Genomic DNA, 21,448 nt, shown 5'->3' with positions numbered 1-21,448 from the left:
TCGAATGGCATCCCGAACCCCCCAGCGCAAAGCGCGCCAAACTGTTCGCGATGTCCTCGCACACCTGTTCGCGATGTCCCCGGTCCAAACAGGGGGGAGATCAGACATCTCGCCGGCTTTCGCCAATCTTCAACGTTGCAGAATTGAGCGGAGCGCCCAAGCTGCCAATCTCCCCCCTTGAGGGGGAGATGTCCGGCAGGACAGAGGGGGGCGCTGTCCCGCCAGCGTCGCGCACTAGCCCTGGGGTATCGCGCTAGCGCGCTTCGGTTGCTCGTCACGCTAGCGCCTCCTCGACAATCTTGCCGAGCTCGGGCGCGATGCAGGAAAAGTCCTCCTCGTCCTTGATCAGCACGCCGATGGCGCGGCGGAAGGCTTCCGGCCAGGGGCTGCCGCCCTTTTCGAGGATGGTGGCGGCATTGGCCCATTCGACCGCCTCGGCGATGCCTGGCGGCTTGGCCAGCGGACGCGCGCGGATGTCGCGCACCGCGGAAGCCACGGCGCGCGCCGTGGCCTCGGCGACGTCGCCGGCGCGCAGCATGATGATCTCGGCCTCGCGATTGGCGTCGGGATAGGTGATCCAGTGATAGACGCAGCGCCGCCGCAGCGCTTCGGCCAGTTCACGCGTGCGGTTCGAGGTCAGGATGACGATCGGCTGCGCCGTCGCGCGAATGGTGCCGCGCTCGGGAATGCTGATCTGGAAATCGGACAGGAACTCCAGCAGCAGCGCTTCGAATTCATGGTCGGAACGGTCGATTTCGTCGACCAGCAGCACGCACTTTTCCGGCGCCTTCAGCACCTGCAGCAGCGGCCGCGCGATCAGGAAACGGTCGTCGTAGATGTCGACCTCGTGCTCGCCGGCATGGCGGATGGCGAGCAGCTGGCGCTGGTAGTTCCACTCGTATAGTGCATGTGCGGCGTCGATGCCTTCGTAGCATTGCAGCCGCACCAGATCGCGCCCGAGCAGTTCGGCTATCGCCTTCGCCGCTTCGGTCTTGCCGACGCCGGGCGCGCCTTCGAGCAGCAGCGGCTTACCCAGCCTGATCGCCAGGAAGATTGCGGTGGCCAGGCTTTCATCTGCGAGATAGCGCGAGGCGGCGAGGCGGGACGCCACCGCCTCCGGCGAGGTCGCGACTGTCTCTGCGCTTGAAGTCCGGGCGCTTCTCTTGGGCATTTCCAGCACTCAGTTCGATGCTTGCGCCTTCAGCGCCCGCAGGATGCGCTCCGGCGTGATCGGCAGCGTGTCGATGCGCACACCGACGGCGTCGAAGACGGCGTTGGCCACCGCCGGGATTTGCGGGTTGGCGCACATTTCACCCGGCCCCTTAGCGCCGTACGGCCCGTCGGCCGAGGGCCTCTCCAGCACGATGATCTCGGTTTGCGCGAGATCGCCAGGACCCGGCATCAGATATTGGTTGAAGTCGGTGCCGCCATGGTCGCGGTTGGGATAATAGGGCTCGGTCGTTTCGTAGAGAGCATGGCTGATGCCCATCCACGAACCGCCGACGAGCTGCTGCTCGACCATTTTCGGGTTCAGCGCACGGCCGATCTCAAACATGTTCTTCACCGTCAGCACGGTGACCTCGCCGGTCTCGTCGTCGACTTCGACCTCGGCAACCGTGCAGGCGTGCGCATAGCAGGTCGAGGGCTTCATCGCGCCGGTCTCTTTCTCCGGATAGGAGCGCGGGATCAAAAACATGCCGCGGCCGGAAATCGAACGGCCGCGCTTGAAATGCGCCGACAGCGCGACATCGAAGATCGAGATCGATTTCTGCGGCGCGCCCTTGACCAGGATGTTGCCCTGGCCATCGGTCTCGAGGTCCGAGGCATTCACCTCCAGCTCCTCGGCCGCCACTTCCAGCATCACCTGGCGGGCTTCCCTGGCCGCCTGGATGACGGCGTTGCCGGCGCGGTGCGTGCCGCGCGAGGCGAAGGTGCCCATGCAATGCGGGCCGGTGTCGGTGTCGGCGGTGTCGACGACGACACGGTCGGTCGGCACGCCGATCGTCTCGGCGCAGATCTGCGCCATGATCTGCTTCATGCCCTGGCCGAGGTCGACGCTCGACAGCGTGACCATGAAATTGCCGGTCGGCGTCGAATGGACCAGCGCCTGCGTCGGGTCGCCACCGAGATTCATGCCGGTCGGATAATTGATCGCGGCGACGCCGCGTCCGCGCCTGATCGCCATCTCAAACTCCCTTCGCGTAAGACGACATCGCCATGAATTTTTCCGCTACCGGCCAGTTGGCGGCGCGCGAGGCTTCCTGCATGCACTCGATCAGCGCCGCACCCTCGGTCGGCTGCCGATGTGCTTTCATGTCGCCATCGCGATAGGCGTTGATGAAACGGAATTCGAGCGGGTCCATGCCGATCAGCCGGGCGAGTTTGTCCATCTGTACCTCTAGCGCGAAATCGCCAATCGTCACGCCGAAGCCACGCATCGCAGAGGACGGGGTGCGGTTGGTGTAGACGCAGTAGGTGTCGATCCAGACATTCGGGATCGTATAGGGGCCGGGATAATGGCCGGCGCCCTTCTGCGCGCCGTAGGGCGAATGGCGCGAATAGGCGCCGGCGTCGGTGTAGCCGGTCACTTTGCGCGCGACGATGCGGCCGTCGTTCATGACGCCGTCCTTGATGACGACTTTCTCGGCGGCGCGCGGCGAGGAAATCTGCATCTCTTCCTCGCGGCTGTAGATAAAACAGACCGGTCGTCCTGTTAGTTTGGCGCCAAGGATGGCGATCGGCTCGACGATGACGTCGACCTTGCCGCCAAAGCCGCCGCCGACAGTGCCGCCGACGAAATGCAGCTTGTTGCCGGGCATCTGCAGGATGATCGAGGCGTTATCGAGGGTGAAGAACATCGCCTGCGTGTTGGTGTAGCAGGTGAAGCGGTCGTTGCCCTCCGGCGCGACGATGCAGCCGGTCGTTTCGGTCGGCGCATGCTCGATCGGTGAAGACTGGTAGGTCTGTTCGAGCACGTGGTCGGCTCCTGTAAAGCCTGCCTCGACATCGCCGAAGCGCACCTTGCGGCATTCGCCGCTGTCGTAGAGGTAATAATTCCGGCCGTGATATTCGTTGACGATCGGCGCGCCGGGCTTCAGCGCTTCGTCCATGTCGAAGACGGCCGGCAGCACCTCGTAATCGACCTTGACCTTGGCGGCGGCTTCCTGGGCGGCGCGCTCGGTCTCGGCCAGCACCGCCACCACGGCCTCGCCCTTCCAGCGCACCTTGCCGTCGGCCAGCACCGTCTCGTCCTCCGGCCCGATCTGGATCAGGATCAGGATGGTGTAGACATTGTGCGGCACATCCTTGGCGGTCAGCACCTTGACGACGCCGGGGTGCTTTTCCGCCTCTGACGTATCGATGCTGCGGATGCGGGCGTGATGATGCGGGCTGCGCACCATCTTCAGGTGCAGCATGCCGGGAAAATTGCGGTCGGCGAAATAGGCGGTCTTGCCGGTGACATGGCCGGGCGAATCCGAACGCGGCCGCGGCTGGCCGATCTCGTGCAGATCGTCCTTGCGCTGGTCGGCAAAGTAGCTCTTGCGGAGTTCCATCTTTTTGACTCCCCTCAAGCCGCGTTCTGCGAATTGGAGCGCGCGGCGCTCAGCACCGCCTGGATGATCGGTTCGTAGCCGGTGCAGCGGCAGATATTGCCGGACAGTGCCTCGACCACATCCTCGCGGCTGGGGTTCGGGGTTTGATCGAGCAGCACCTTGGCGGCCATGATCATGCCCGGCGTGCAGAAACCGCATTGCGTGGCGAAGGCGTCGAGGAAAGCGCGTTGCAGCGGATGCAGCACGCCGCCTTCCGAAAGCCCCGACGTCGTGGTGACGGTCGCACCGTTGCAGGTCTCGGCCAGCGTCAGGCAGGAGAGCCTGAGCTCGCCGTCGATGATGACCGAGCAGGCGCCGCAAGTGCCCTGGTGGCAGCCGCCTTTCGGCGAGGTGTCGCCGATCTTGTCGCGCAGCGCATGAAGCAGCGTTGTGCCGCTGTCGATGAATTCGGCCTTTTCGGCACCATTGAGCGTGAACTGAACCGGGACCTTTGCCATCTTTTTACTCCTTGCGCCGCAGCCAGGCGGACATACGCGCCACGGTCTTTCAGGCGAGCAGCAGCCGGCCGAGATGGACCGGCAGGACTTCGTTGCGATACCAGGCACTGGCGATCGGATCGGTTCGCGGCGAAGTGCCGTCGCGGGCAACAGCCAGTGCCGGTGCGATGCCCTCGCTCGTGAGTTCCCGGCCAATCAGGGCCTTCTCCGCCGCCCTGGCACGGATCGGCCGGTCGGCCATGCAGCCGAGCGCGATCCGCGCTGAGGTGACAGTGCCGTCCGGCGCCTGTTCCAGCACGGTGGCGATGCTCAGCACCGAAATGCCCTTTGGCTTGACCCTCGACACTTTCAGGAAGCGAAAGCCGCCTTCCTTCGGAATCGTGAAGCCGACCGCAGTGACGATGGCGTGGTTGCTTTCGCGTTTCGCCAGGAAGGTTTCGATCGGGAGTTCGCCGTCGCCGGTGCTGACGGTTGCATCCAAAGCCAGCAGCGCAACGGTGAAATCGCCGTAAGGCGCTGGCGCGAAGAGATTGCCGCCGACGCTCGCCATGTTGCGGATCGCCGGGCCGCCGACGGCGCGCGCGGCGTGGGCCAGCGGGATGAGATCCGGGTGACGGGCGACCGCCGCCATGGTCACCGAAGCGCCGATGCGGACCGTGCCGCCGGAGACGGTGATGGCCGACAACGCCGGGTCGGTCGACCTGACGAAACCGGAGATCGACACGTCGCCTTCATTGACGGCGCGCACCACCAGTGTGCCGCCACCGAGATAGCGGGTGCCGGCGGCTTTCAGCGCCGCGCCGGCGTCCTTCACCGTAGGGAAAGTCTGCAGTGCAAGCGCCATGGAACGCTCCCTTTTTCGGGCTTAGTCCGTCATTCAACTCTGGCCGGCAAAGTGGGCCTTCAGGGCGTTGAACCCGCCCTGGAAAACATTGGCGCCCATGCCTTCGGCCAATTTATCGGCTTCCTCGGGAGCGGCGTCGAAGCTGGCGGTCCATTCGGCATAGGTGCGGTCGCCGTCCGTCACCCGCCGCAACTGCAGCGTCGACTTGTGGTTGGTGAGCGGCTGCGGCGTCTCCAGGATGGCGTAGCTGACGAGGAAGTTCTCGTCGGAGAAATCGAGCAGCTTTTCGCGGAGGCGGGCGCCGCTGGCGAGCTGGAAATTGCGCACGCAGCCGATCGTGCCGGCATCCTTGCCGTCTTCGATATGGCTTTCGACCATGCGCGGGTGCCAGGTCGGCAGACCGTTGAAGTCGCGTATGCGCGCCCAGACCTTTTCGACCGGTGCGTCGATGACGCTGGAGATGGTGACTTTCGCCATATGATCGTTCCCTTGCAAATCAGCTGCTTGGGAGGGTAGAGCGGCAGGCTCGGCAGCGCTTATCAATGCGTCTTGAACGCCTATCAAATAGTCTGAAAAAACGGGCGCTCAGCTGATCGCCCGCGCCGCCTCGCGGTAAAGCGTCGGCGGGACGCCGACATGGTCGCGGAAGAAGCGCGAGAAATTGCCTTGCGTGGTGAAGCCGAGATTGCAGGCGACCGAGATCAGCGGCTCCTGCGACCACTGTAACTGCCGCACCGCTTCCTCCATGCGCAGCGTGTTCCAATAGACGTTGGGCGTCAGATTGGTCTGTTCCTTGAACAGGGCGAAGAAATGCGGCCGCGACAGGCCGACGCTGCGCGCCACGTCGTCGAAGCAGATGCGCTCGCAGACATTGGCTTTCATCAGCTGGATCGCCTTGCGGACGCGGAAGTCTTGCATGGTGTTGATGCGGGTGCGCACCGTCTGCGGTGCGGACGCGTCGGCGGCATCGAGCACGCTGTCGATGAAGCGCTCGATCTCGTAATTGGCGATGTCGTCGATGCTCTCATTGTCGCTGAGATGATCGAGAAGGTTGGCCGCTGCCTTGTGCAGCCAAGGCTCGAGCGTGATTGCCGGGGCGGAGAACAGCGGCGCGGCGGAAGGCAGCTCGCGGCGTTTTCGTGCCCAGTCCGGATCGATGTAAAAGGCGAGGAACAGGCCGGGCGTGCCGTCGCGGGACAGAGCGTGGCTGTGCGGCTGGAAGGAATTGATGCCGGCGGCGGTGCCCGGTCCAAGCCGTACCGTCTCGCGGCCGATGGTCATCTCGCCGGCGGTGCCTTCCAGCCAGATGATGATATGCGCCTCGACATGGGCATGGGTGACGAAGTCGCTGGCGACGTTCAGGACAGAAACATGTCCGAACCGGCCCCAGTAGAGCCTGATCGCTTCCGTCATGGGTATATCCTCCCGCAGGCGACTGGCCTCCCTTCGCCTGCTGCGAGCGATTGTGCGGCGCAGTTTGGGCTTGCGTCAAGACGCATGTGCACGTCCGGGCGCCGGCCATGCGCCGCAGCGGCGGATTTTCAGACCCGGCGATAGGAGGAAGGCGAGCGTTTCAAGGCCGCTATGGGAAGACAGATGCGGTCGGCCGGCGACCAGCGCCGGCGAGGCCTCGAGGCCGGCAATTCAACCGGCGAACGGTCTATGATTCAGCGTCGGGATGCGGCCGAGATTCAGTCGTTGCGCCTGAAATTGCGGATGCGGTCGAACAGCACGGCGAGCAGGATGGCGCCGCCGATGAACACGCCTTGCCAGAAGGCATTGATGCCGAGCAGGCCGAGGCTGTTGCGGATGACCTCGATCAGCGCCGCGCCGACGACCGCGCCGAAGGCTGTGCCCATGCCGCCGGCCAGGTTGGCGCCACCGATGACGGTGGCGGCGATCACCTGAAGCTCCATGCCGTTGCCGAGATTGGTGGTGACCGCGCCCAGCCAGCCGGTCTGGATGATGCCGGCAAGGCCAGCCGCCATTGCCGAGATCATGTAGACGACGACCTTGATCTGGCGCACCGGAACGCCGGTCAGCGTTGCCGCATGCTCGTTGCCGCCGATGGCGAAGATGTGCCGGCCGAATTTCGTCCAGCGCAGCACAAAGCCGGTGATCAACGCCAGCACGATCATGTAAAGCACCGGATTGGCAATGCCGAACACCCAGGCGCCGCCGCCCAGCGCCAGCAGCTTGTCGTGGTCCGGTCCGAACTGGAAGACGACGGTGTTGTTGGAGGCGACCATGGCAAGGCTGCGTGCAATCGACAGCATGCCAAGCGTCACCACGAAGGGCGGAAAGCCGAGATAGGCGATCAGAACCCCGTTGAAGGCGCCGATGATCAGCGCTGTGGCGATCGCAGCGCCAATGCCGATCTCGATGCCGTAGCCGGCATGCATGGTCACGGCCAGCACCATCGAGCACAGGCAAAGCACCGAGCCGACCGACAGGTCGATACCGCCGGTGATGATGACGAAGGTCATGCCAAGCGCCACGATGGCGACGAAGGTGACGTTGCGGGTGATGTTGTAGAGGTTCTTGGTCGTGGCAAAGGAATCCGTTGCCACCGACAGGAACAGGCAGGCGAGGATGACCGCGATCACCACCCAGAAGGTCTGGCTGGCAAACACCTTGCTCAGCAAGGTGTGCTGCTTGTGCGCGATCGTCTGATCAAGGGTGACTGCCATTATCGACCTTTTTTACTCATGGTTGAGGGGTCAATCATACCTGTTCGATGGCGCCGGTGATGAGCCCGGTGACTTCTTCCGGCGAACTCGATGCGATCGTCTTGTCGGCGACCTTGCGGCCGCGCCGCATGACGATGACGCGGTCGGCGACGTCAAAGACGTCGGGCATGCGGTGGCTGATCAGCACGACGGCGATGCCCTGGTCGCGCAAATGGCGGATCAGGTTCAATACCTCGGCGACCTGGCGGACCGAGATCGCCGCCGTCGGCTCGTCCATCAGCACGATCTTGGCCTGCGAAAGCATGGTGCGGGCGATCGCCACCGCTTGCCGCTGGCCGCCCGACATTTGTTTGACCAGGTCGCGCGGGCGGGTTTCGGATTTCAGCTCGGCGAAGATCTGGCCGGCACGCTTGTACATCGCGGCATAGTCGAGGATGCGAAGCGGCCCGAGGCCGCGGCGCAATTCACGGCCGAGATAGACGTTGGCGGCGGCCGTCAGATTGTTGCACAGTGCCAGGTCCTGATGGACGATTTCGATGCCGTGCTGGCGCGCCTCGACCGGCTTGTGCAGGATCAGCTCCTTGCCGTCCATCTGCATCGTGCCATGGCTCGGCGGGAAATTGCCGGCGATCATCTTGACCAGCGTCGACTTGCCGGCGCCGTTGTCGCCCATCAGGCCGACAACCTGTCCGGCCTCGATCGACAACGAAACGTCGTTGACCGCCTGGATGGCGCCAAAATGCTTCGAGATGTTGGTGAGTTCGAGAACCGCCACCAGCCTTCTTGCCTCCCCGTGCTTTGCGGCCTGCGGTTCTGCCGCGGCCATTCGCTCTCCCCAGTTCCTCCCGGAAGCAGCGATTTTGCCCATTTACGCATAAGCCTCCTTGGCGTCAACCACGGCTTCTTTCGAAAAATCAGTTTTGTAGGACAAATAGCATTGACGTCGATGACAAGGCGATATTAGCTAAGTGTCGGAGGAGCTTGCGCCGAGCCACCGGGTTGCCGGAAGGAATCGGTGAGGGTTTGTCGGTCAGGGATTTGGTAACCAGCGATATCTGTCGGTGCCGGTCTGAGACTGAATATGAAAATGCTTATCGACCTGGCTTGGCGACACGAGTGCGACGTCCTCTGTCATCTTGCTCCGGGTCGGTCTGTGTGTGGCGGGCACGCCGTGTCCGTTTGTTTCAAAGGGAGGACTGACATGAGGAAATCACTATTGCTCGCTGCCGCCGCCGTCATGGCGCTGGGTGCCGGGCCGGCTATGGCCAAGAAACAGCTCGTCATCGTCGTGAAGGGTCTCGACAATCCATTCTTCGAGGCCATCCACCAGGGTTGCGAGAAATGGAACAAGGAAAACGCCAGCTCGGAATATGAGTGCTTCTACACCGGACCGGCATCGACCTCGGATGAGGCCGGTGAAGCCCAGATCGTCCAGGACATGCTGAGCAAGCCCGACACGGTGGCGATGGCGATTTCGCCGTCGAACGCGCCATTGATCGCGCAGACGATCAAAAGCGCCAATCCGTCGATCCCGATCATGACCCTCGACGCCGACCTCAGCAAGGAAGACGCGGCGCTGCGCAAGACCTACCTCGGCACCGACAACTACCTGATGGGTCACAAGATCGGCGAATACATCAAGAAGGCCAAGCCGAATGGCGGCAAGATCTGCACCATCGAAGGCAATCCGGCCGCCGACAACATCCTGCGCCGCGCGCAGGGCATGCGTGACGCGCTGTCGGGCAAGGACGGCCTCGCGGCGCTGGCGGGCGAAGGCGGCTGGACGGAAGTTGCCGGCTGCCCGGTGTTCACCAATGACGACGGCGCCAAGGGCGTGCAGGCGATGACCGACATCCTCGCCGCCAATCCCGATCTCGACGCCTTCGGCATCATGGGCGGCTGGCCGCTGTTCGGCGCTCCGCAGCCCTACCGCGACCTGTTCAAGCCGATGGCCGACAAGATCGCCAGCAACGCCTTCGTCATCGGCGCCGCCGACACGATCGGCGACGAGGTGGCGATTGCCCGTGACGGGCTGGTGACTGCGCTGGTTGGCCAGCGGCCGTTCGAGATGGGCTACAAGGCACCCTCGGTGATGATCGACCTGGTCGACGGCAAGCCGGTCGCCGATCCGGTGTTCACCGGCCTCGACGAATGCACCAAGGACACCGTCGACACCTGCATCCAGAAGTAGGTTCGCAGTTTCGGGGCGCCCGTCGGGCGCCCCGTTACGCATCGTCCATACAAACGCACGAGGCGACGCTGCTTTGGAGCGTAGGCCGCTGCTTTGCCGTGCCCTGAGTTCAGGCTTTCGACAAGCAGTTGCCGGGGAATACCAATGCCGGACGCGACATCAAAAAAGCGACCCGCCAAATTCAAGGCAGAGCCTGGGCGGCCGGCCGTCGTTCGGCGTGCCGATGCCGCACACTTTCCCGGCTCGAGTGTGCACGCCTCGCTCGCCAACGAAATCGGGCTGAGGATCGTGCGCGGCGACTATCCGCCGGGAACCATCCTGCCCAACGAAGCCAAATGGTCCGAGACCTTCGACGTCAGCCGCTCGGCGGTGCGCGAAGCCATAAAAATGCTGATGGCCAAGAGCCTATTGGCGTCACGCCCGAAGATCGGCAGCTGGGTCGAGCCGAAGGAGCGCTGGAACCTGCTCGATCGCGACGTGCTGGCCTGGTATGCGACCTCGCCGGACCGCGAGGTGTTCCTGAGGACCGTGCAGGAATTCCGCCACATCATCGAGCCGGAGGCCAGCGCCTTTGCCGCGATGCGACGCACCGACGAGCAGATGGCCGAGATCAGCCAGGCTTGCCGCGAGATGGGCGAGGCGACCAACCTGCAGGAGCGGACCCGCGCCGACACGCGATTTCACCTCGCCATCCTGCGGGCCTCGGGCAACGATCTGCTGGTGCCGCTCGGCGTGCTGATCGAATCGGCGCTCGACCATTTGTTCCAGTTCGTCACCCGCGAGACCAGCGATCAGCGGCGGGCGCAGGCACTGCACGAGGCGATCGAGAAGAACATCCGCCTGCAGCGGCCCGCCGCAGCCCGCGCCGCGGTGCACAGGCTTCTTGCCAACACCGACGATGTCATCGGCCGGTCGCGGCGGTGATTTATGCGCCAGGGCTGGCGTTGCTCCGAACGATTGCAAAACTAGCATTCCTTCGCGCCCCTCCTTGTCCTGCCGGACATCTCCCCCACGAGGGGGGAGATTGGATGCCATTTCGGCTTTCGCTGATCATCAACGCTAGGCAATGAGGGCGGCGACCTCGGGTGGGAAAGGAATTCGGACTTTTTTTGCCGTCGCAGCTATTTTGTTCTTGCTTTGTGCCGGCAGCTATGCTAGTAATTTTGGTATGGTGCTAATTGGCTCCAACGACCCGCCTCCCGAGGCGGGTTTTTTGTTTCTGGCTTTCTCTTCGATCGGACGTTGCGTGTTGCAATGCACCGACTTTTCGACAACACCGACGACGTCATCTGCCCGGTTGCGATGTTGATTTGTCATATAGGTTGGTGCTGCCCCTCATCCGGCTGCCGCCACCTTCTCCCCGTATAGTGACGGGGAGAAGGGGCTGTCCGCGATCTTGGCACACCTTCTTGCAACGCAGGCAGTTGGCTTGCAACGCAGGCAGTTGGCGAAATCATTGGCGAAGGCGTCCTTCTCCCCGTCACTATACGGGGAGAAGTACCCGGCAGGGTGATGAGGGGCAGCGCCGGCCTCGATTGAAGGCAGTGTGCCGGGCGTATCGCACAAGCCTCAGATCGTCTGCTTCTTGCCATCCCTCGTCGGCATGAGGTCGACGCCGTTGACCTTGCCGATATGCGTCGCCAGCATCGGCACGTACTGATCGGCGGGGCCGGTGGCAAAGGCGCCGGCGAAGGCGTTCTTGGTGGCGTTGCCGAGCGGGTTGGCGATGCCGGCAGCACCCGCCATGGACTCGAGATAGGTGAGATCCTTGAAGGCGTTGGCGATGGTGAATTTGTGCGCGTCGCGGTCGCCTTCCAGCGTCCAGCGCATGAAGGTCTGGTAGAAGCCGCAATCCATGCGACCGTTGCGGATGACGCTGTCGAAGCGCGGCGGCGAGATGCCGACCTTCTGCGCCAGCGCCAGCGCCTCGGAATAAATCGCGGCGTAGCCGAGCGAAATGAAATTGTTGAGCAGCTTCATGCGATGGCCGTCACCGGTGTCGCCGATATGGACGATACGCCCGGCCCAGGTTTCGAGCACCGGCTTCAGCCGGGCAAAGACCGCATCGGGCGCGCCGACCATGGCGTCGAGCGTGCCTTCCCAAGCCTCCTTCGGGGTGCGGCTGAGCGGGGCATCGACATAATCGACGCCGAGCGCCTTGAGTTCGGCGGCCAGCGCCACCGTCGAAACGGGATCAGAGGTCGAGCAGTCTACGACAACCGATCCCTGCTTCAGGCCTTCCTTGAGGCCGCCTGGGCCGCGGATGATGGCTTCGACCTCGCGCGAGCCGGTGACGCAGATGAAGACGATATCGGATGCCGCCGCGACGTCGCGCGAGGTCGTCGCCTCCTTGGCGCCGCGGCCGAGCAGGTCTTCCGCCGGCGTGCGGTTCTTGCGGCCGAGAAACGTCAGCGGATAACCCTTGTCGACGATGTTCTTCGCGATCCCGTGCCCCATCAGGCCAAGCCCGATGAAGCCGATCTTTTCGCTCGCGGCAGTCGTGTTCATGTCGTTTCGTCCTATTTGCAGTGATGGATGACGGCGCTGCACATTGCCGGCGAATTGTTGAAGCGGGTTTTTGCCGCATGCCATGGCAGGCGATTGCAGAGTTCGATATTGTCTGACAATACACATGAATTCCAGGGAGAGCAAAATGACGAAGCGGATCATGTTCACCGGCGGCAGCGGCAAGGCCGGGCGCCACGTCGTGCAGTATCTGGTCGAGCAGGGCTGCCAGGTGCTCAACATCGACACCAAGCCGCTCGACAATCCCAAGGTGCGCACGCTGATCACCGACATCACCGACAGCGGGCAGGTGTTCAATGCGCTATCGAGCTATATGGGCCTGCATGAATTCGACCCGTCGCTGCGCTCGCAGCCGGTCGATGCGGTCGTGCATTTCGCGGCGATCCCGCGCATCATGATCACGCCCGACAATGAGGTGTTCCGCATCAACGCGCTCGGCACCTACAACGTGATCGAGGCTGCGGTGAAGCTCGGCATCCGCAAGGTGGTGATCGCCTCCAGCGAAACGACCTACGGGCTGGTATTCGCCAACGAGCCGCGCAACCCGACGCATTTCCCGCTCGACGAGGAGTACGACGTCGATCCGATGGACAGCTATGCGCTGTCCAAGGTCGTCAACGAGAAGACCGCGCGGGCGTTTGCACAACGCGATGGCAGCGACATCTATGCCTTGCGCATCGGCAACGTCATCGAGCCGCATGAATATTCGCTGTTTCCGAAATGGTTCGCCGATCCGGGTTTCCGCAAGCGCATCGCCTGGAGCTATATCGACGCGCGCGACCTCGGCCAGATCACGCTGCGCGCCATCGAGAAGGACGGGCTCGGCTATCAGGTGTTCAACGCCGCCAACGACGACACCTCGTCCGACCTGCCGACGGCCGAACTTTTGAAGCGGTTTTACCCCGATGTGCCGGTCAAGGGCGAACTTGGCGAATACGAGACGCTGCTCTCCAACCGCAAGGCGCGCGACATGCTCGGCTTTCGGCCGGAGCACAGCTGGCGGAAATATGTCAAGACGACCTGACGGGCGCACCTGACGCGGAGCCGCCACTGGGCCAGCCCCGAATTGCTCGTCATGACTCCAGGCTTACACCGGCTACGACCGATGCGCCCACACCCTAGGTTCAGGCGTTCGCAGTCGGGTTCATCCATACGATTTCCCAGACGTAGCCATCCGGGTCTTCAATGTGGCGGTTGTACATGAAGCCAAGATCCTGTGCGGGGTTGGGATCGGCGCGACCGCCCGCCGCAACCGCGCTGGTCAGTGTTGCATCGACGGCGTCGCGGTTATCGACAGTGAGGACGATCATTGCCTGGCTGTCGCGCCGTGCGTCGCCGATTGGGCGTTTGGTGAATTCGCGGTAGTGGTCATGGGTCAGCAGCATCACCCCGATCGTGTCCGAGAACATGAGCGAGGTGGATTTCTCGCCCGAAAACTGCGGGTTCACAGTGCCGCCTAGCGCCACGTAGAACGCCGTCGACGCCGACAGGTCACGGACAGGCAGGTTCACGAAAATCATTTTGGGCATCGATTTCTCCTTCTCCAAGGCTGCGCGCTGCGCTATTGTCTTGCTGCAATGTAAGTAGATGCAATGTATCTTGATTGCAAGATACATTTTGCCGAGGGAATATTTGCCATGGATCGCGCCGAGGCCGCAGCTAAGCAATGGGCCCGCGAGCGCCACGATCTTCCGTCGTTACCTGTTGAAACGGTAGGTCGTCTGCTTGATGCCGCCGCACGGGTCATCCGCGATCACATGAACCCGTTGCTCAAAGAAGCAGGCCTGAATGTAGGTGAGTTCGATGTGCTCACGCCGCTTAGGCGCGCCGGTGAACCCTATATGCTTTCACCTACTCAGCTCTACGAATCGGCAATGATCTCCTCGGGCGGCATGACCAGCCGCCTGGACCGGCTGGAGCGCGCTGGGCTGGTTGAACGACGCCCCGATCCCGCCGACCGGCGCGGCAAGCAAATTGCGCTGACGACCGGCGGCAAGCGCGCGATAGACGATTTGATCGGTCCAATGGTGGCGCTGGAAGAGCAATTAATCTCCGTGCTGACGTCGGCGGAGCAGGAAACTCTTAATGCTCTACTTAAGAAATTGCTCGCCGGCCTTTGAATTAGAAACTGTTTTGTCGTTCACGGAAACGCCGAACCGATCTATATTTTTTGTTTTGAGGCAATTCCGGGCGGAAAATCGTTTCACACTTTTCCTGGAATTGCTTCAGGTCGTTGTCCACGTCGGCACTCACCTCTGCCTCTGAATCAACGAGTCCTGACCCTACTTGTCTTTCCAGAATTCGGCCTGGAGTTGCGCCGCTTCATCGGCAAGCAGCGGGCCGACGACTTCAGTCGGACGCTGCCCGGCTTCGAAGACGATCCTGCAGGGCAGGTCGAGTGTGGGATTCTCGACATGTGCACCCGTTACCCGCTTGAGGTCATGTTCGCTCTGCCCAAAGACGACCCGTCCGATGCCCGCCCAATAGATTGTGCCGGAGCACATCGCGCAAGGTTCGGCCGACGTGTAGAGGCTGCAGGAGGCCAGCTTTTCGAGACTGACATTCATCCCCGCCCACGAGGCCAGCAGCCTTTCGGCATGAGCGGTGCGGTCGCCGCCGCCGGCTTTGTAACCGTTGGGCTGCTCGCGCAACACATTGCCGTCTTTGTCGGCGAGGAGCGAACCAAAGGGATGTTCGCCAGCATCGCGGGCCCTGCGCGCGACTTCGAACGCCTGACGGAGCAGACGCTCATCATAGGGGCGTTGTGGCATCGGCAGATCCTCCGGCGCTTGATCATAGTGCCGAACAATCCGTCGACTCAAGTCAACAGCCTAGGGCTCGGGACTCGTTGGTCAAAGCGGTATTATAGAGCAACCGGACCAAGATCTCAAAGGCGGTGACTCCACAAGAGACCAGAATCCGGTCATTGTTGGCTGATGGGCTATTTGGGGAAGTGCTTCCGGCGCGCGTTCGCGGGTTCCGTGCTATTCACGGACAAACTTTCAATCGTCGGCGGTGTATTGGTGCCGGCCGTATTTTCGGTCTCGGGTGAGGCCGTGAACGCGGCGGTACAAGCGTATGTGGCCTGGACGATAATTATTGTCGTTGGTGGTGGCGTCGGCCTTCGGCTTCTCACTGCGCCATATTTCATTTGGAAAGACGATCAAAGGGACTTAGCAGAGCTGCGTGGAATCCTTGCTGACACGTCCCTGAAGAGACGGCAGTTCTTTGAGGAATCATTTCTGGCGGAACGGGCGAAACTGGCCAAGGCGATGGGCAAATTCGCGGCGCTCGACCTCCCAATCGTCCAGATAGCCACGATCAATCCCGATGTCGAATTGAAACCGGTAACAGAAACCGCCGTGTTGTTTTTTTCCGACGATCACTTCAAGCAATATTGGAGGAACTTCTGTTCCGGCCTTCGGTGGACCGTTGATGGCTCAAAGTTTTTTGCGGAAGCGGGCGACAAGATTCCAGAGCCGCAAAAGCTTGAAGTCGTGGATCGGATTATCTTCGATATGGCCAATATGAGGGCCGCCGCAATGGCCATGGTTGCCGTTCTGACCGAAGACCTCAAGCACTCAGAAGACTATCAGCAACGCGTGGCGGAGCTTCAGGACCGATACTCCCATCTGGACAAAGAACTCATGCCTAACGAGCGATGGAAACCGCCGCCGTCCCTATCGCCTCCAGATAGGACCGCTGAAGTGCTGCCCGAGATTGGCGGCCGCGGCGTCGCGACCGATCTGGAAGTTGAAGTCTCCGGCAACCCGGAGCGTTCAGCCTGAATTGCCGTTGGGGCGTTGAGCCAGCCAGATACTGCCGATGACGAAAACGACGCCGGCGATCTGAGGCAAGGTCAGCGTCTGATCCAGGAATACCCATCCAAGCAGCACGGCGGTCACCGGGCTGAGGAAAAGCAGCGATGACACCACTGCGGATTCCAGTCGCGCAATGCCCCGGAACCAGAGGACATAGGTCAGCGCCGCACCGATCAGCCCAAGCCACGCCAGTCCAAGCAGGTTGGCGCCGGTCGGCAGCGGGATGGAAGGCTCGAAAAGCAGAGCCACCGGAACGAGCAGCAGACCGCCGGCGGTCAGTTGCCATGCCGTGAAGGTAAGCAGCGATACTGGCGGTTGCCATTTACGGGCCAATACGCTTCCGAAGGCCATAGAGGCCGCCCCGGCGAGGCCGGCGGCAACGCCGACCGCATCGAGCGCCGCATTCGGGGTCAGCACCAGCAATGCAACACCTGCGATCCCAACAAGGGCGGCGACGATCGCCAACCGGCGGACAGGGCTGTCAAGCAGGGCAGCAGCAAGGAAAATCACGATCAACGGCTGGACCGACAGCACGGTCGCGGCGACCCCGCCCGGAAGCCGGTAGGCGGCGACAAACAACAGGCTCAGGAAGATCGAGATGTTGAGGGCTCCGAGCAGGAAACTGCGTAGCCACCAGATGCCCGTCGGCAGTTGCCGAACGATCGCGAGCAGCAGCAATCCGGCGGGCAAGGCCCGCAGCATCGCAACCGTCATCGGCGAAAAGTTCGGCAGGAACTGCGTGGTGACGATGTAGGTGCTGCCCCATATTGCGGGTGCAATGGCTGTAAGCAGCAGATCGGAACGGCGCGTTTTCATAAGATTTCCAGTACTTCGGCAAGAGGGCGGCGGGGCTTTTGCGGCCAGTTTCCGGGCGCGGCGCGGCCGACCGCGATGAGCATCACCGGCACTTCGTTGCGCCCAAGGCCAAACTCGCGCGCCACGCCTTCGGCATCGAAGCCGGCCATCGGACCGGAGACGAGCCCCAGCGCTTCGGCCGCGAAAATCAGCGTTGCGGCGCCGAGCGTTGCCGAGCGCACCGCCTCGTCGCGAGCCGCTAGAGGATCGGCATATTGGGCGCGGGCGCCCTCCCGCCAGCCCGAAGCCATATCCGCCGGCATGAAACCGGCTTCCACGAAAGGAAGCAGCCTTGCATTGAGGGCAGCGTGGTCGGGCAGTACGCCGCAGATGACGAAGGTGACCGCTGCTTCCTGCACCTTGGCCTGGCCATGGGCCACGCTACGCAACCGCGCCTTTGCTTCCGGCGTCCGCACGGCGATGAACCGCCAATTCTGAAGGTTGTAGGCGGTTGGCGCGCGCGTTGCGAGGCGTGCCAGTTCCTCGACCTCGGCATCCGTCAATGCATGCGAGGCATCGAACCGATTGGCAGACATGCGCCGCTCGATCAGGGAGATTGTGGGGTTGGTCATCATGTCATTCCGAAATTGAGCAAGCCGTTCGGATAGCAGATAGAGAATTTACCAATGAGCGATAATACGCGATAATTGAAAGACATTGTTTACTAGAAGAGAATGATGAGATGGATCGCCTGAGGGCGTTGCAGGTTTTCCGCCATGTGGCGGAACTGAACAGCTTTGCCGAAGCCGGACGGCGGCTCGGTCTCTCTCCTCCCGCGGTCAGCAAGAACATCGCCGAATTGGAGGCGTATCTGGGGGTGCGGCTCATCAACCGGACGACGCGGCGCATGGCCCTGACCGAAGAAGGCAGCATCTATCTGGAGCATGTCACGCATGGGCTCGATGCGCTGGCCAGGGCCGACCAGGTCCTCGGCCCGATCAAGACGGCGCCGAGCGGCACGTTGCGGGTCAGCGCGCCGATGACTGTCACGTTGACGCGGCTTTCGGCTGCCATCCCCGCGTTTCTATCGCGCTATCCCGATTTGAAACTCGATCTGCATCTTGACGACAGGCGCGTCGATATCGTGCGGGAGGGATTTGACCTGGCCATTCGCGGCAGCGACAATCTCGAGGATTCCAGCCTGGTCGCGAGAAAGCTTGCGGTCATGCCGCACGTGCTTTGCGCAGCTCCGTCCTATTTCGAGGAGCATGGCCGGCCCAAGACGCCTGCCGATTTGAAGGCGGCCAATTGCATCCGGTTCAGCCTCTCGGGGCATGCGGACATATGGGAATTCCGCAAGGACGGCCGCGTCGAGCGGGTCGCCATCGACAGACGATATACGGTCTCGTCAAGCCTTGCCGTGCGCGATGCGCTGCGCGCCGGCTTCGGCGTCAGCCTGATCCCTTATCCCTATGTCGAGAGCGACCTGAAAGCAGGCCGGCTGCAATCGGCTCTGGACGACTGGGAAAAGGTCGAAACCACGCTCTACGCGGTCTATCCGGCACGGCAGCATCTTGCCCCGAAAATCCGCGTCTTCCTTGATTTCCTGATCGAGGAATTCAATCGGAACAAAGAGAAGCCGTTTGTGCCGCTCCGGCGGGAGCGCTCGGCAAAGCGCGGTGTCGGGGAGGGGACTGAGGCGGAAAACCAAACTGAGATATTGCCGTCGATTTCATCTCCTTGACACGCCTCCAAATCCGGACTTTGTGGAGCCATGCAGGACGCGAAGCCGAACAAGGGAAAGACAGCGGCCGAGGCGTTCGCCGAACGCACGAGCGGTATTCGCCGGGCCGATGCGGCGCGCATACCCGGGTCGAGCGTTCACGCGTCGCTGGCCAACGAAATCGGGCTGAGGATCGTGCGCGGCGACTATCCGCCGGGAACCATCCTGCCCAACGAAGCCAAATGGTCCGAGACCTTCGACGTCAGCCGCTCGGCGGTGCGCGAAGCCATCAAAATGCTGATGGCCAAGAGCCTGCTGTCGTCACGTCCCAAAATCGGCAGCTGGGTCGAGCCGAAAGAGCGTTGGAACCTGCTCGATCGCGATGTGCTGGCCTGGTACGCGACCTCGCCGGATCGTGAGGTGTTCCTCAGGACCGTGCAGGAATTCCGCCACATCATCGAGCCGGAGGCCAGCGCCTTTGCCGCGATGCGGCGCACCGACGAGCAGATGGCCGAGATCAGCCAGGCCTGCCGCGAGATGGGCGAGGCGACCAATCTGCAGGAGCGAACGCGCGCCGACACGCGGTTCCACCTCGCCATCCTGCGCGCCTCGGGCAACGATCTGCTGGTGCCGCTCGGCGTGCTGATCGAATCGGCCTTCGATCATCTGTTCGCTTTTACGACGCGGGAACTCGACGATTTGCAGCATGCGCAGAGGCTGCACGAGGCAATCGAGAAGAGCATCCGCCTGCAGCGGCCAGACGCGGCGCGCAATGCGGTGCGCAAGCTGCTTGCCAATACCGACAGCGTCATCAAGTCCAGGTAGCGGCCGTTCGGCTACAGGTTGAGCGCTCAGTCGAAGGGTGCGGTCGCCAGATGCTGCCATGTCAGGCCGAGCAGCAGCTCCTGGTCGCGGGCGGCGTGTTCGGGCGGGTTGACGACGGGGTCGCCATTGACGATGGCCGCCCGGAAGCCACGCATCTCCTCGACGAAGGCTTCTGCGTAGCCGGCGCGCAAATCACGCTTCGACAGTATGTGACCGTCCGAGGTCGTCACCGTCAGCCGGGTCGGATGATGGTTGAGCCAGGGCGAGGGGAATTCGAGCTCGAGGCTGGCATCGTCGAAGAACAGCGTGATCCGCTCCTTGTAGTCGGCAAGCTTGGGCACGGTGAGATGGGTCATGGTCCACAGCGCCTGCCCGTCCAGCAACTTGACGGCGCCCTGGCCGCCGTCGCCATTGGCAAAGATCTGCGCGCCGACGACCTCGCCGTCCGGCACGCCGAGCGCGTCGAGCAGGCCGTGGACGGCGTTGACGTCGTGAATCAAGGCCGAGCTGTAAGCGCCGATAAATCCACGGAAAGCGAGCTTCGTCACAGGGACACCGATGGCGTATTCGACCTGGCGCTTCTGCTTGGCGGCGACAGCAGCGATCAGGTCGTTGGGGATATCGGTGCCGCGCCTGTAGGGCTGGTGGGTGATGAACGGCCAGGCGTCGGGATCGTTCACTTCCACCGAGACCGCGCGCAGCGTGCTTGATGTTCCAGGCAGCGAAGCGAGCGCCAGCCGGTAGCTCGGATCGAAGCGCTTCATATAGCCGACCTGAACGATTTTCCTGGCGGCGTCGCGCGCGGCGATGATCTCGGCGATTTCCGCCAGCGAATAGCAAAGCGGCTTTTCGCAAAAGACATGCAGGCCAACCGCCAGCGCCGCCAGCACCTGTTCGTGATGTAGCGGGTCCGGCGAGCCGATCACCACCGCGTCGAGGCTTTGGTCGAAGAGCTGGTCGATCGTTTCGAAATTGGCAATGCCATGCGTGTCGGTGACGAACTGCCGCGAGATCCTGGAGGGATCGGCGACCCCGACCAGCTCGAACAATTCACTGAGGCGCAGCAGATTGGGAATATGCTCGAGCTGCGAGATCATGCCGGCGCCGACGACCCCGACGCGTATCCTGCTCATTGGATCATTCCCCGCAATGTCCTGATGTCAGCTCAAGGCGCCGCAGGCGGCCGGTTGCCGATCTGGGCGAGCAGGCCGGCAATCTCCGCCTCGACCGCCTTCAGATCCTCGCCGCCCGACATGATCGAGATGACCTCGTCGCGCGAGATCTCCGACTTGGCGTAGGTACCGCGATTGCGGCCGCGGTTGAGCAGGGTGAAGGTGTCGCCGACCGGATAGGCATGGTGGATGTTGTGGCTGATGAAAATGACGGCCAGGCCCCGCATGCGCGCTTCGATGATGAATTTCAGCACCATCGCCGCCTGGTGGACGCCGAGTGCGGAGGTCGGCTCGTCGAGGATCAGCACGCGCGCACCAAAATGCACGGCGCGGGCGATCGCCACTGACTGGCGCTCGCCGCCCGACAGCGTGCCGACGGCTTGCGTCGGATCGCGCACGTCGATGCCGATATCGGCCATCGCCTGCCTGGCGATGGTGTTGGCGCGCTCCTTGTCGATGCGCGAGAAGGGCAGGCTGCTTTTGGTCGGCTCGCGGCCGAGGAAGAAGTTACGGGTGATCGACATCAGCGAGATCATGCCGAGATCCTGGAACACCGTTGCCACGCCGAGCTCCTGCGCGTCGCGCGGGCTGCGGAAGGTGACCGGCTTGCCGTCGACCAGGATTTCGCCCTTGGTCGGCCGGTAGACGCCGGACAGAACCTTGATCAGTGTCGACTTGCCGGCGCCGTTATCGCCAAGCAGGCAGTGGACCTCGCCCGGATAGACCTTGATGTCGATGTCCTGGAGGGCGCGCACCGAACCGAAATTGACGCTGACGCCGCGCAGTTCCATTGCTGGCGCGGTCATTTGG

Annotated in this window: 23 protein-coding genes; 7 read left to right on the top strand and 16 right to left on the bottom strand. The window is 62.6% G+C overall.

Annotation, left to right across the window (positions count from 1 at the left end; translation table 11 throughout):
* Positions 1 to 274: 274 nt before the first annotated feature.
* From NKJ13_RS29270 to NKJ13_RS29230, 9 genes are all read right to left on the bottom strand, one after another.
* Complete coding sequence (locus NKJ13_RS29270; RefSeq protein WP_352740718.1) at positions 275 to 1,171, bottom strand: AAA family ATPase; 897 nt, start codon at positions 1,169 to 1,171, stop codon at positions 275 to 277.
* 9 nt (positions 1,172 to 1,180) lie between these two features.
* Entirely contained in the window at positions 1,181 to 2,185 is a 1,005-nt protein-coding gene (locus NKJ13_RS29265; RefSeq protein WP_352779185.1) for a xanthine dehydrogenase family protein molybdopterin-binding subunit, read from the bottom strand.
* Between the two features lies 1 nt (position 2,186).
* Complete coding sequence (locus NKJ13_RS29260) at positions 2,187 to 3,554, bottom strand: xanthine dehydrogenase family protein molybdopterin-binding subunit (protein WP_352740714.1); 1,368 nt, start codon at positions 3,552 to 3,554, stop codon at positions 2,187 to 2,189.
* 14 nt (positions 3,555 to 3,568) lie between these two features.
* Positions 3,569 to 4,051, bottom strand: a complete 483-nt coding sequence (locus NKJ13_RS29255) for a (2Fe-2S)-binding protein (RefSeq protein ID WP_352708825.1) — start codon at positions 4,049 to 4,051, stop codon at positions 3,569 to 3,571.
* Positions 4,052 to 4,100: 49 nt separating this feature from the next.
* Positions 4,101 to 4,895: an FAD binding domain-containing protein gene (locus NKJ13_RS29250; RefSeq protein ID WP_352740712.1), complete on the bottom strand. Its 795-nt coding sequence runs from the start codon at positions 4,893 to 4,895 to the stop codon at positions 4,101 to 4,103.
* 33 nt (positions 4,896 to 4,928) lie between these two features.
* The gene (locus NKJ13_RS29245; RefSeq protein ID WP_352740711.1) at positions 4,929 to 5,372 is read right to left on the bottom strand and encodes an SRPBCC family protein; all 444 of its coding nucleotides are present in this window, start codon (positions 5,370 to 5,372) and stop codon (positions 4,929 to 4,931) included.
* Between the two features lie 108 nt (positions 5,373 to 5,480).
* The gene (locus NKJ13_RS29240) at positions 5,481 to 6,308 is read right to left on the bottom strand and encodes an AraC family transcriptional regulator (RefSeq protein WP_023675803.1); all 828 of its coding nucleotides are present in this window, start codon (positions 6,306 to 6,308) and stop codon (positions 5,481 to 5,483) included.
* 278 nt (positions 6,309 to 6,586) lie between these two features.
* Positions 6,587 to 7,585, bottom strand: a complete 999-nt coding sequence (locus NKJ13_RS29235) for an ABC transporter permease (protein WP_352453761.1) — start codon at positions 7,583 to 7,585, stop codon at positions 6,587 to 6,589.
* Between the two features lie 34 nt (positions 7,586 to 7,619).
* On the bottom strand, positions 7,620 to 8,360 hold the full coding sequence (locus NKJ13_RS29230; RefSeq protein WP_023675804.1) for an ATP-binding cassette domain-containing protein: 741 nt from the start codon (positions 8,358 to 8,360) through the stop codon (positions 7,620 to 7,622).
* Positions 8,361 to 8,786: 426 nt separating this feature from the next.
* Here NKJ13_RS29230 and NKJ13_RS29225 point away from each other — a divergent pair, with 426 nt between their 5' ends.
* Positions 8,787 to 9,776 carry a sugar-binding protein gene (locus tag NKJ13_RS29225; RefSeq protein WP_023675805.1) on the top strand — a complete coding sequence of 330 codons (990 nt, stop codon included), beginning with the start codon at positions 8,787 to 8,789 and terminating at the stop codon, positions 9,774 to 9,776.
* 144 nt (positions 9,777 to 9,920) lie between these two features.
* Positions 9,921 to 10,700 (top strand): FadR/GntR family transcriptional regulator, encoded by a 780-nt coding sequence (locus tag NKJ13_RS29220; protein ID WP_023675806.1) that lies wholly within the window; start codon positions 9,921 to 9,923, stop codon positions 10,698 to 10,700.
* A 645-nt stretch (positions 10,701 to 11,345) separates the two neighbouring features.
* On the opposite strand, the gene NKJ13_RS29215 is transcribed toward NKJ13_RS29220, so the two are convergent.
* Complete coding sequence (locus tag NKJ13_RS29215; RefSeq protein ID WP_352740709.1) at positions 11,346 to 12,284, bottom strand: NAD(P)-dependent oxidoreductase; 939 nt, start codon at positions 12,282 to 12,284, stop codon at positions 11,346 to 11,348.
* A gap of 145 nt (positions 12,285 to 12,429) precedes the next feature.
* Here NKJ13_RS29215 and NKJ13_RS29210 point away from each other — a divergent pair, with 145 nt between their 5' ends.
* Positions 12,430 to 13,326: an NAD-dependent epimerase/dehydratase family protein gene (locus NKJ13_RS29210; protein ID WP_352740707.1), complete on the top strand. Its 897-nt coding sequence runs from the start codon at positions 12,430 to 12,432 to the stop codon at positions 13,324 to 13,326.
* A gap of 100 nt (positions 13,327 to 13,426) precedes the next feature.
* Here the strand turns inward: NKJ13_RS29210 and NKJ13_RS29205 are convergent, their stop codons facing one another.
* Complete coding sequence (locus NKJ13_RS29205; RefSeq protein ID WP_352456261.1) at positions 13,427 to 13,831, bottom strand: VOC family protein; 405 nt, start codon at positions 13,829 to 13,831, stop codon at positions 13,427 to 13,429.
* 108 nt (positions 13,832 to 13,939) lie between these two features.
* On the opposite strand from NKJ13_RS29205, the gene NKJ13_RS29200 reads away from it, so the two are divergent.
* Complete coding sequence (locus NKJ13_RS29200) at positions 13,940 to 14,422, top strand: MarR family winged helix-turn-helix transcriptional regulator (RefSeq protein WP_352740705.1); 483 nt, start codon at positions 13,940 to 13,942, stop codon at positions 14,420 to 14,422.
* Positions 14,423 to 14,584: 162 nt separating this feature from the next.
* Here NKJ13_RS29200 and NKJ13_RS29195 read toward each other — a convergent pair whose 3' ends face one another.
* Positions 14,585 to 15,073 carry a nucleoside deaminase gene (locus NKJ13_RS29195; RefSeq protein ID WP_352740703.1) on the bottom strand — a complete coding sequence of 163 codons (489 nt, stop codon included), beginning with the start codon at positions 15,071 to 15,073 and terminating at the stop codon, positions 14,585 to 14,587.
* Between the two features lie 210 nt (positions 15,074 to 15,283).
* Between NKJ13_RS29195 and NKJ13_RS29190 the strand changes: the two genes are divergently transcribed.
* Positions 15,284 to 16,090, top strand: a complete 807-nt coding sequence (locus NKJ13_RS29190) for a hypothetical protein (RefSeq protein ID WP_352740702.1) — start codon at positions 15,284 to 15,286, stop codon at positions 16,088 to 16,090.
* Here the strand turns inward: NKJ13_RS29190 and NKJ13_RS29185 are convergent.
* Positions 16,082 to 16,939 carry an EamA family transporter gene (locus NKJ13_RS29185; RefSeq protein ID WP_352740701.1) on the bottom strand — a complete coding sequence of 286 codons (858 nt, stop codon included), beginning with the start codon at positions 16,937 to 16,939 and terminating at the stop codon, positions 16,082 to 16,084. The two genes, NKJ13_RS29190 and NKJ13_RS29185, sit on opposite strands and share 9 nt — an antisense overlap.
* Positions 16,936 to 17,550, bottom strand: coding sequence for a nitroreductase family protein (locus NKJ13_RS29180; protein ID WP_352705150.1), 615 nt, complete (start codon positions 17,548 to 17,550; stop codon positions 16,936 to 16,938). Before NKJ13_RS29180 ends, NKJ13_RS29185 begins: the two co-directional genes overlap by 4 nt.
* Before the next feature lie 110 nt (positions 17,551 to 17,660).
* Between NKJ13_RS29180 and NKJ13_RS29175 the strand changes: the two genes are divergently transcribed.
* Both NKJ13_RS29175 and NKJ13_RS29170 read left to right on the top strand, forming a co-directional pair.
* Positions 17,661 to 18,662, top strand: a complete 1,002-nt coding sequence (locus NKJ13_RS29175) for a LysR family transcriptional regulator (protein WP_352740697.1) — start codon at positions 17,661 to 17,663, stop codon at positions 18,660 to 18,662.
* A gap of 30 nt (positions 18,663 to 18,692) precedes the next feature.
* Positions 18,693 to 19,466, top strand: coding sequence for a FadR/GntR family transcriptional regulator (locus NKJ13_RS29170; protein WP_254819087.1), 774 nt, complete (start codon positions 18,693 to 18,695; stop codon positions 19,464 to 19,466).
* A gap of 26 nt (positions 19,467 to 19,492) precedes the next feature.
* Here NKJ13_RS29170 and NKJ13_RS29165 read toward each other — a convergent pair whose 3' ends face one another.
* Positions 19,493 to 20,599, bottom strand: a complete 1,107-nt coding sequence (locus NKJ13_RS29165; protein WP_352740695.1) for a Gfo/Idh/MocA family protein — start codon at positions 20,597 to 20,599, stop codon at positions 19,493 to 19,495.
* A gap of 32 nt (positions 20,600 to 20,631) precedes the next feature.
* On the bottom strand, positions 20,632 to 21,444 hold the full coding sequence (locus tag NKJ13_RS29160; protein WP_254819104.1) for an ATP-binding cassette domain-containing protein: 813 nt from the start codon (positions 21,442 to 21,444) through the stop codon (positions 20,632 to 20,634).
* Positions 21,445 to 21,448 lie beyond the last annotated feature (4 nt).

It is taken from the genome of Mesorhizobium sp. M0174 (assembly GCF_040322275.1).
GTDB lineage: Bacteria > Pseudomonadota > Alphaproteobacteria > Rhizobiales > Rhizobiaceae > Mesorhizobium.
The sequence above is the reverse complement of the archived record's forward strand: the minus strand, read 5'-3'. Positions and strand labels throughout refer to the sequence as shown.

Excerpts from the sequence above, each read along its gene's own strand:
- NKJ13_RS29165 (WP_352740695.1), bottom strand. The coding sequence starts at position 20,599 with ATGAGCAGGATACGCGTCGGGGTCGTCGGCGCCGGCATGATCTCGCAG.
- NKJ13_RS29225 (WP_023675805.1), top strand. The coding sequence starts at position 8,787 with ATGAGGAAATCACTATTGCTCGCTGCCGCCGCCGTCATGGCGCTGGGT.
- NKJ13_RS29220 (WP_023675806.1), top strand. The coding sequence starts at position 9,921 with ATGCCGGACGCGACATCAAAAAAGCGACCCGCCAAATTCAAGGCAGAG.
- NKJ13_RS29170 (WP_254819087.1), top strand. The coding sequence starts at position 18,693 with ATGCAGGACGCGAAGCCGAACAAGGGAAAGACAGCGGCCGAGGCGTTC.
- NKJ13_RS29175 (WP_352740697.1), top strand. The coding sequence starts at position 17,661 with ATGGATCGCCTGAGGGCGTTGCAGGTTTTCCGCCATGTGGCGGAACTG.
- NKJ13_RS29210 (WP_352740707.1), top strand. The coding sequence starts at position 12,430 with ATGACGAAGCGGATCATGTTCACCGGCGGCAGCGGCAAGGCCGGGCGC.
- NKJ13_RS29240 (WP_023675803.1), bottom strand. The coding sequence starts at position 6,308 with ATGACGGAAGCGATCAGGCTCTACTGGGGCCGGTTCGGACATGTTTCT.
- NKJ13_RS29200 (WP_352740705.1), top strand. The coding sequence starts at position 13,940 with ATGGATCGCGCCGAGGCCGCAGCTAAGCAATGGGCCCGCGAGCGCCAC.
- NKJ13_RS29180 (WP_352705150.1), bottom strand. The coding sequence starts at position 17,550 with ATGACCAACCCCACAATCTCCCTGATCGAGCGGCGCATGTCTGCCAAT.
- NKJ13_RS29245 (WP_352740711.1), bottom strand. The coding sequence starts at position 5,372 with ATGGCGAAAGTCACCATCTCCAGCGTCATCGACGCACCGGTCGAAAAG.
- NKJ13_RS29160 (WP_254819104.1), bottom strand. The coding sequence starts at position 21,444 with ATGACCGCGCCAGCAATGGAACTGCGCGGCGTCAGCGTCAATTTCGGT.
- NKJ13_RS29270 (WP_352740718.1), bottom strand. The coding sequence starts at position 1,171 with ATGCCCAAGAGAAGCGCCCGGACTTCAAGCGCAGAGACAGTCGCGACC.
- NKJ13_RS29265 (WP_352779185.1), bottom strand. The coding sequence starts at position 2,185 with ATGGCGATCAGGCGCGGACGCGGCGTCGCCGCGATCAATTATCCGACC.
- NKJ13_RS29260 (WP_352740714.1), bottom strand. The coding sequence starts at position 3,554 with ATGGAACTCCGCAAGAGCTACTTTGCCGACCAGCGCAAGGACGATCTG.
- NKJ13_RS29215 (WP_352740709.1), bottom strand. The coding sequence starts at position 12,284 with ATGAACACGACTGCCGCGAGCGAAAAGATCGGCTTCATCGGGCTTGGC.
- NKJ13_RS29205 (WP_352456261.1), bottom strand. The coding sequence starts at position 13,831 with ATGCCCAAAATGATTTTCGTGAACCTGCCTGTCCGTGACCTGTCGGCG.
- NKJ13_RS29255 (WP_352708825.1), bottom strand. The coding sequence starts at position 4,051 with ATGGCAAAGGTCCCGGTTCAGTTCACGCTCAATGGTGCCGAAAAGGCC.
- NKJ13_RS29195 (WP_352740703.1), bottom strand. The coding sequence starts at position 15,073 with ATGCCACAACGCCCCTATGATGAGCGTCTGCTCCGTCAGGCGTTCGAA.
- NKJ13_RS29235 (WP_352453761.1), bottom strand. The coding sequence starts at position 7,585 with ATGGCAGTCACCCTTGATCAGACGATCGCGCACAAGCAGCACACCTTG.
- NKJ13_RS29250 (WP_352740712.1), bottom strand. The coding sequence starts at position 4,895 with ATGGCGCTTGCACTGCAGACTTTCCCTACGGTGAAGGACGCCGGCGCG.
- NKJ13_RS29185 (WP_352740701.1), bottom strand. The coding sequence starts at position 16,939 with ATGAAAACGCGCCGTTCCGATCTGCTGCTTACAGCCATTGCACCCGCA.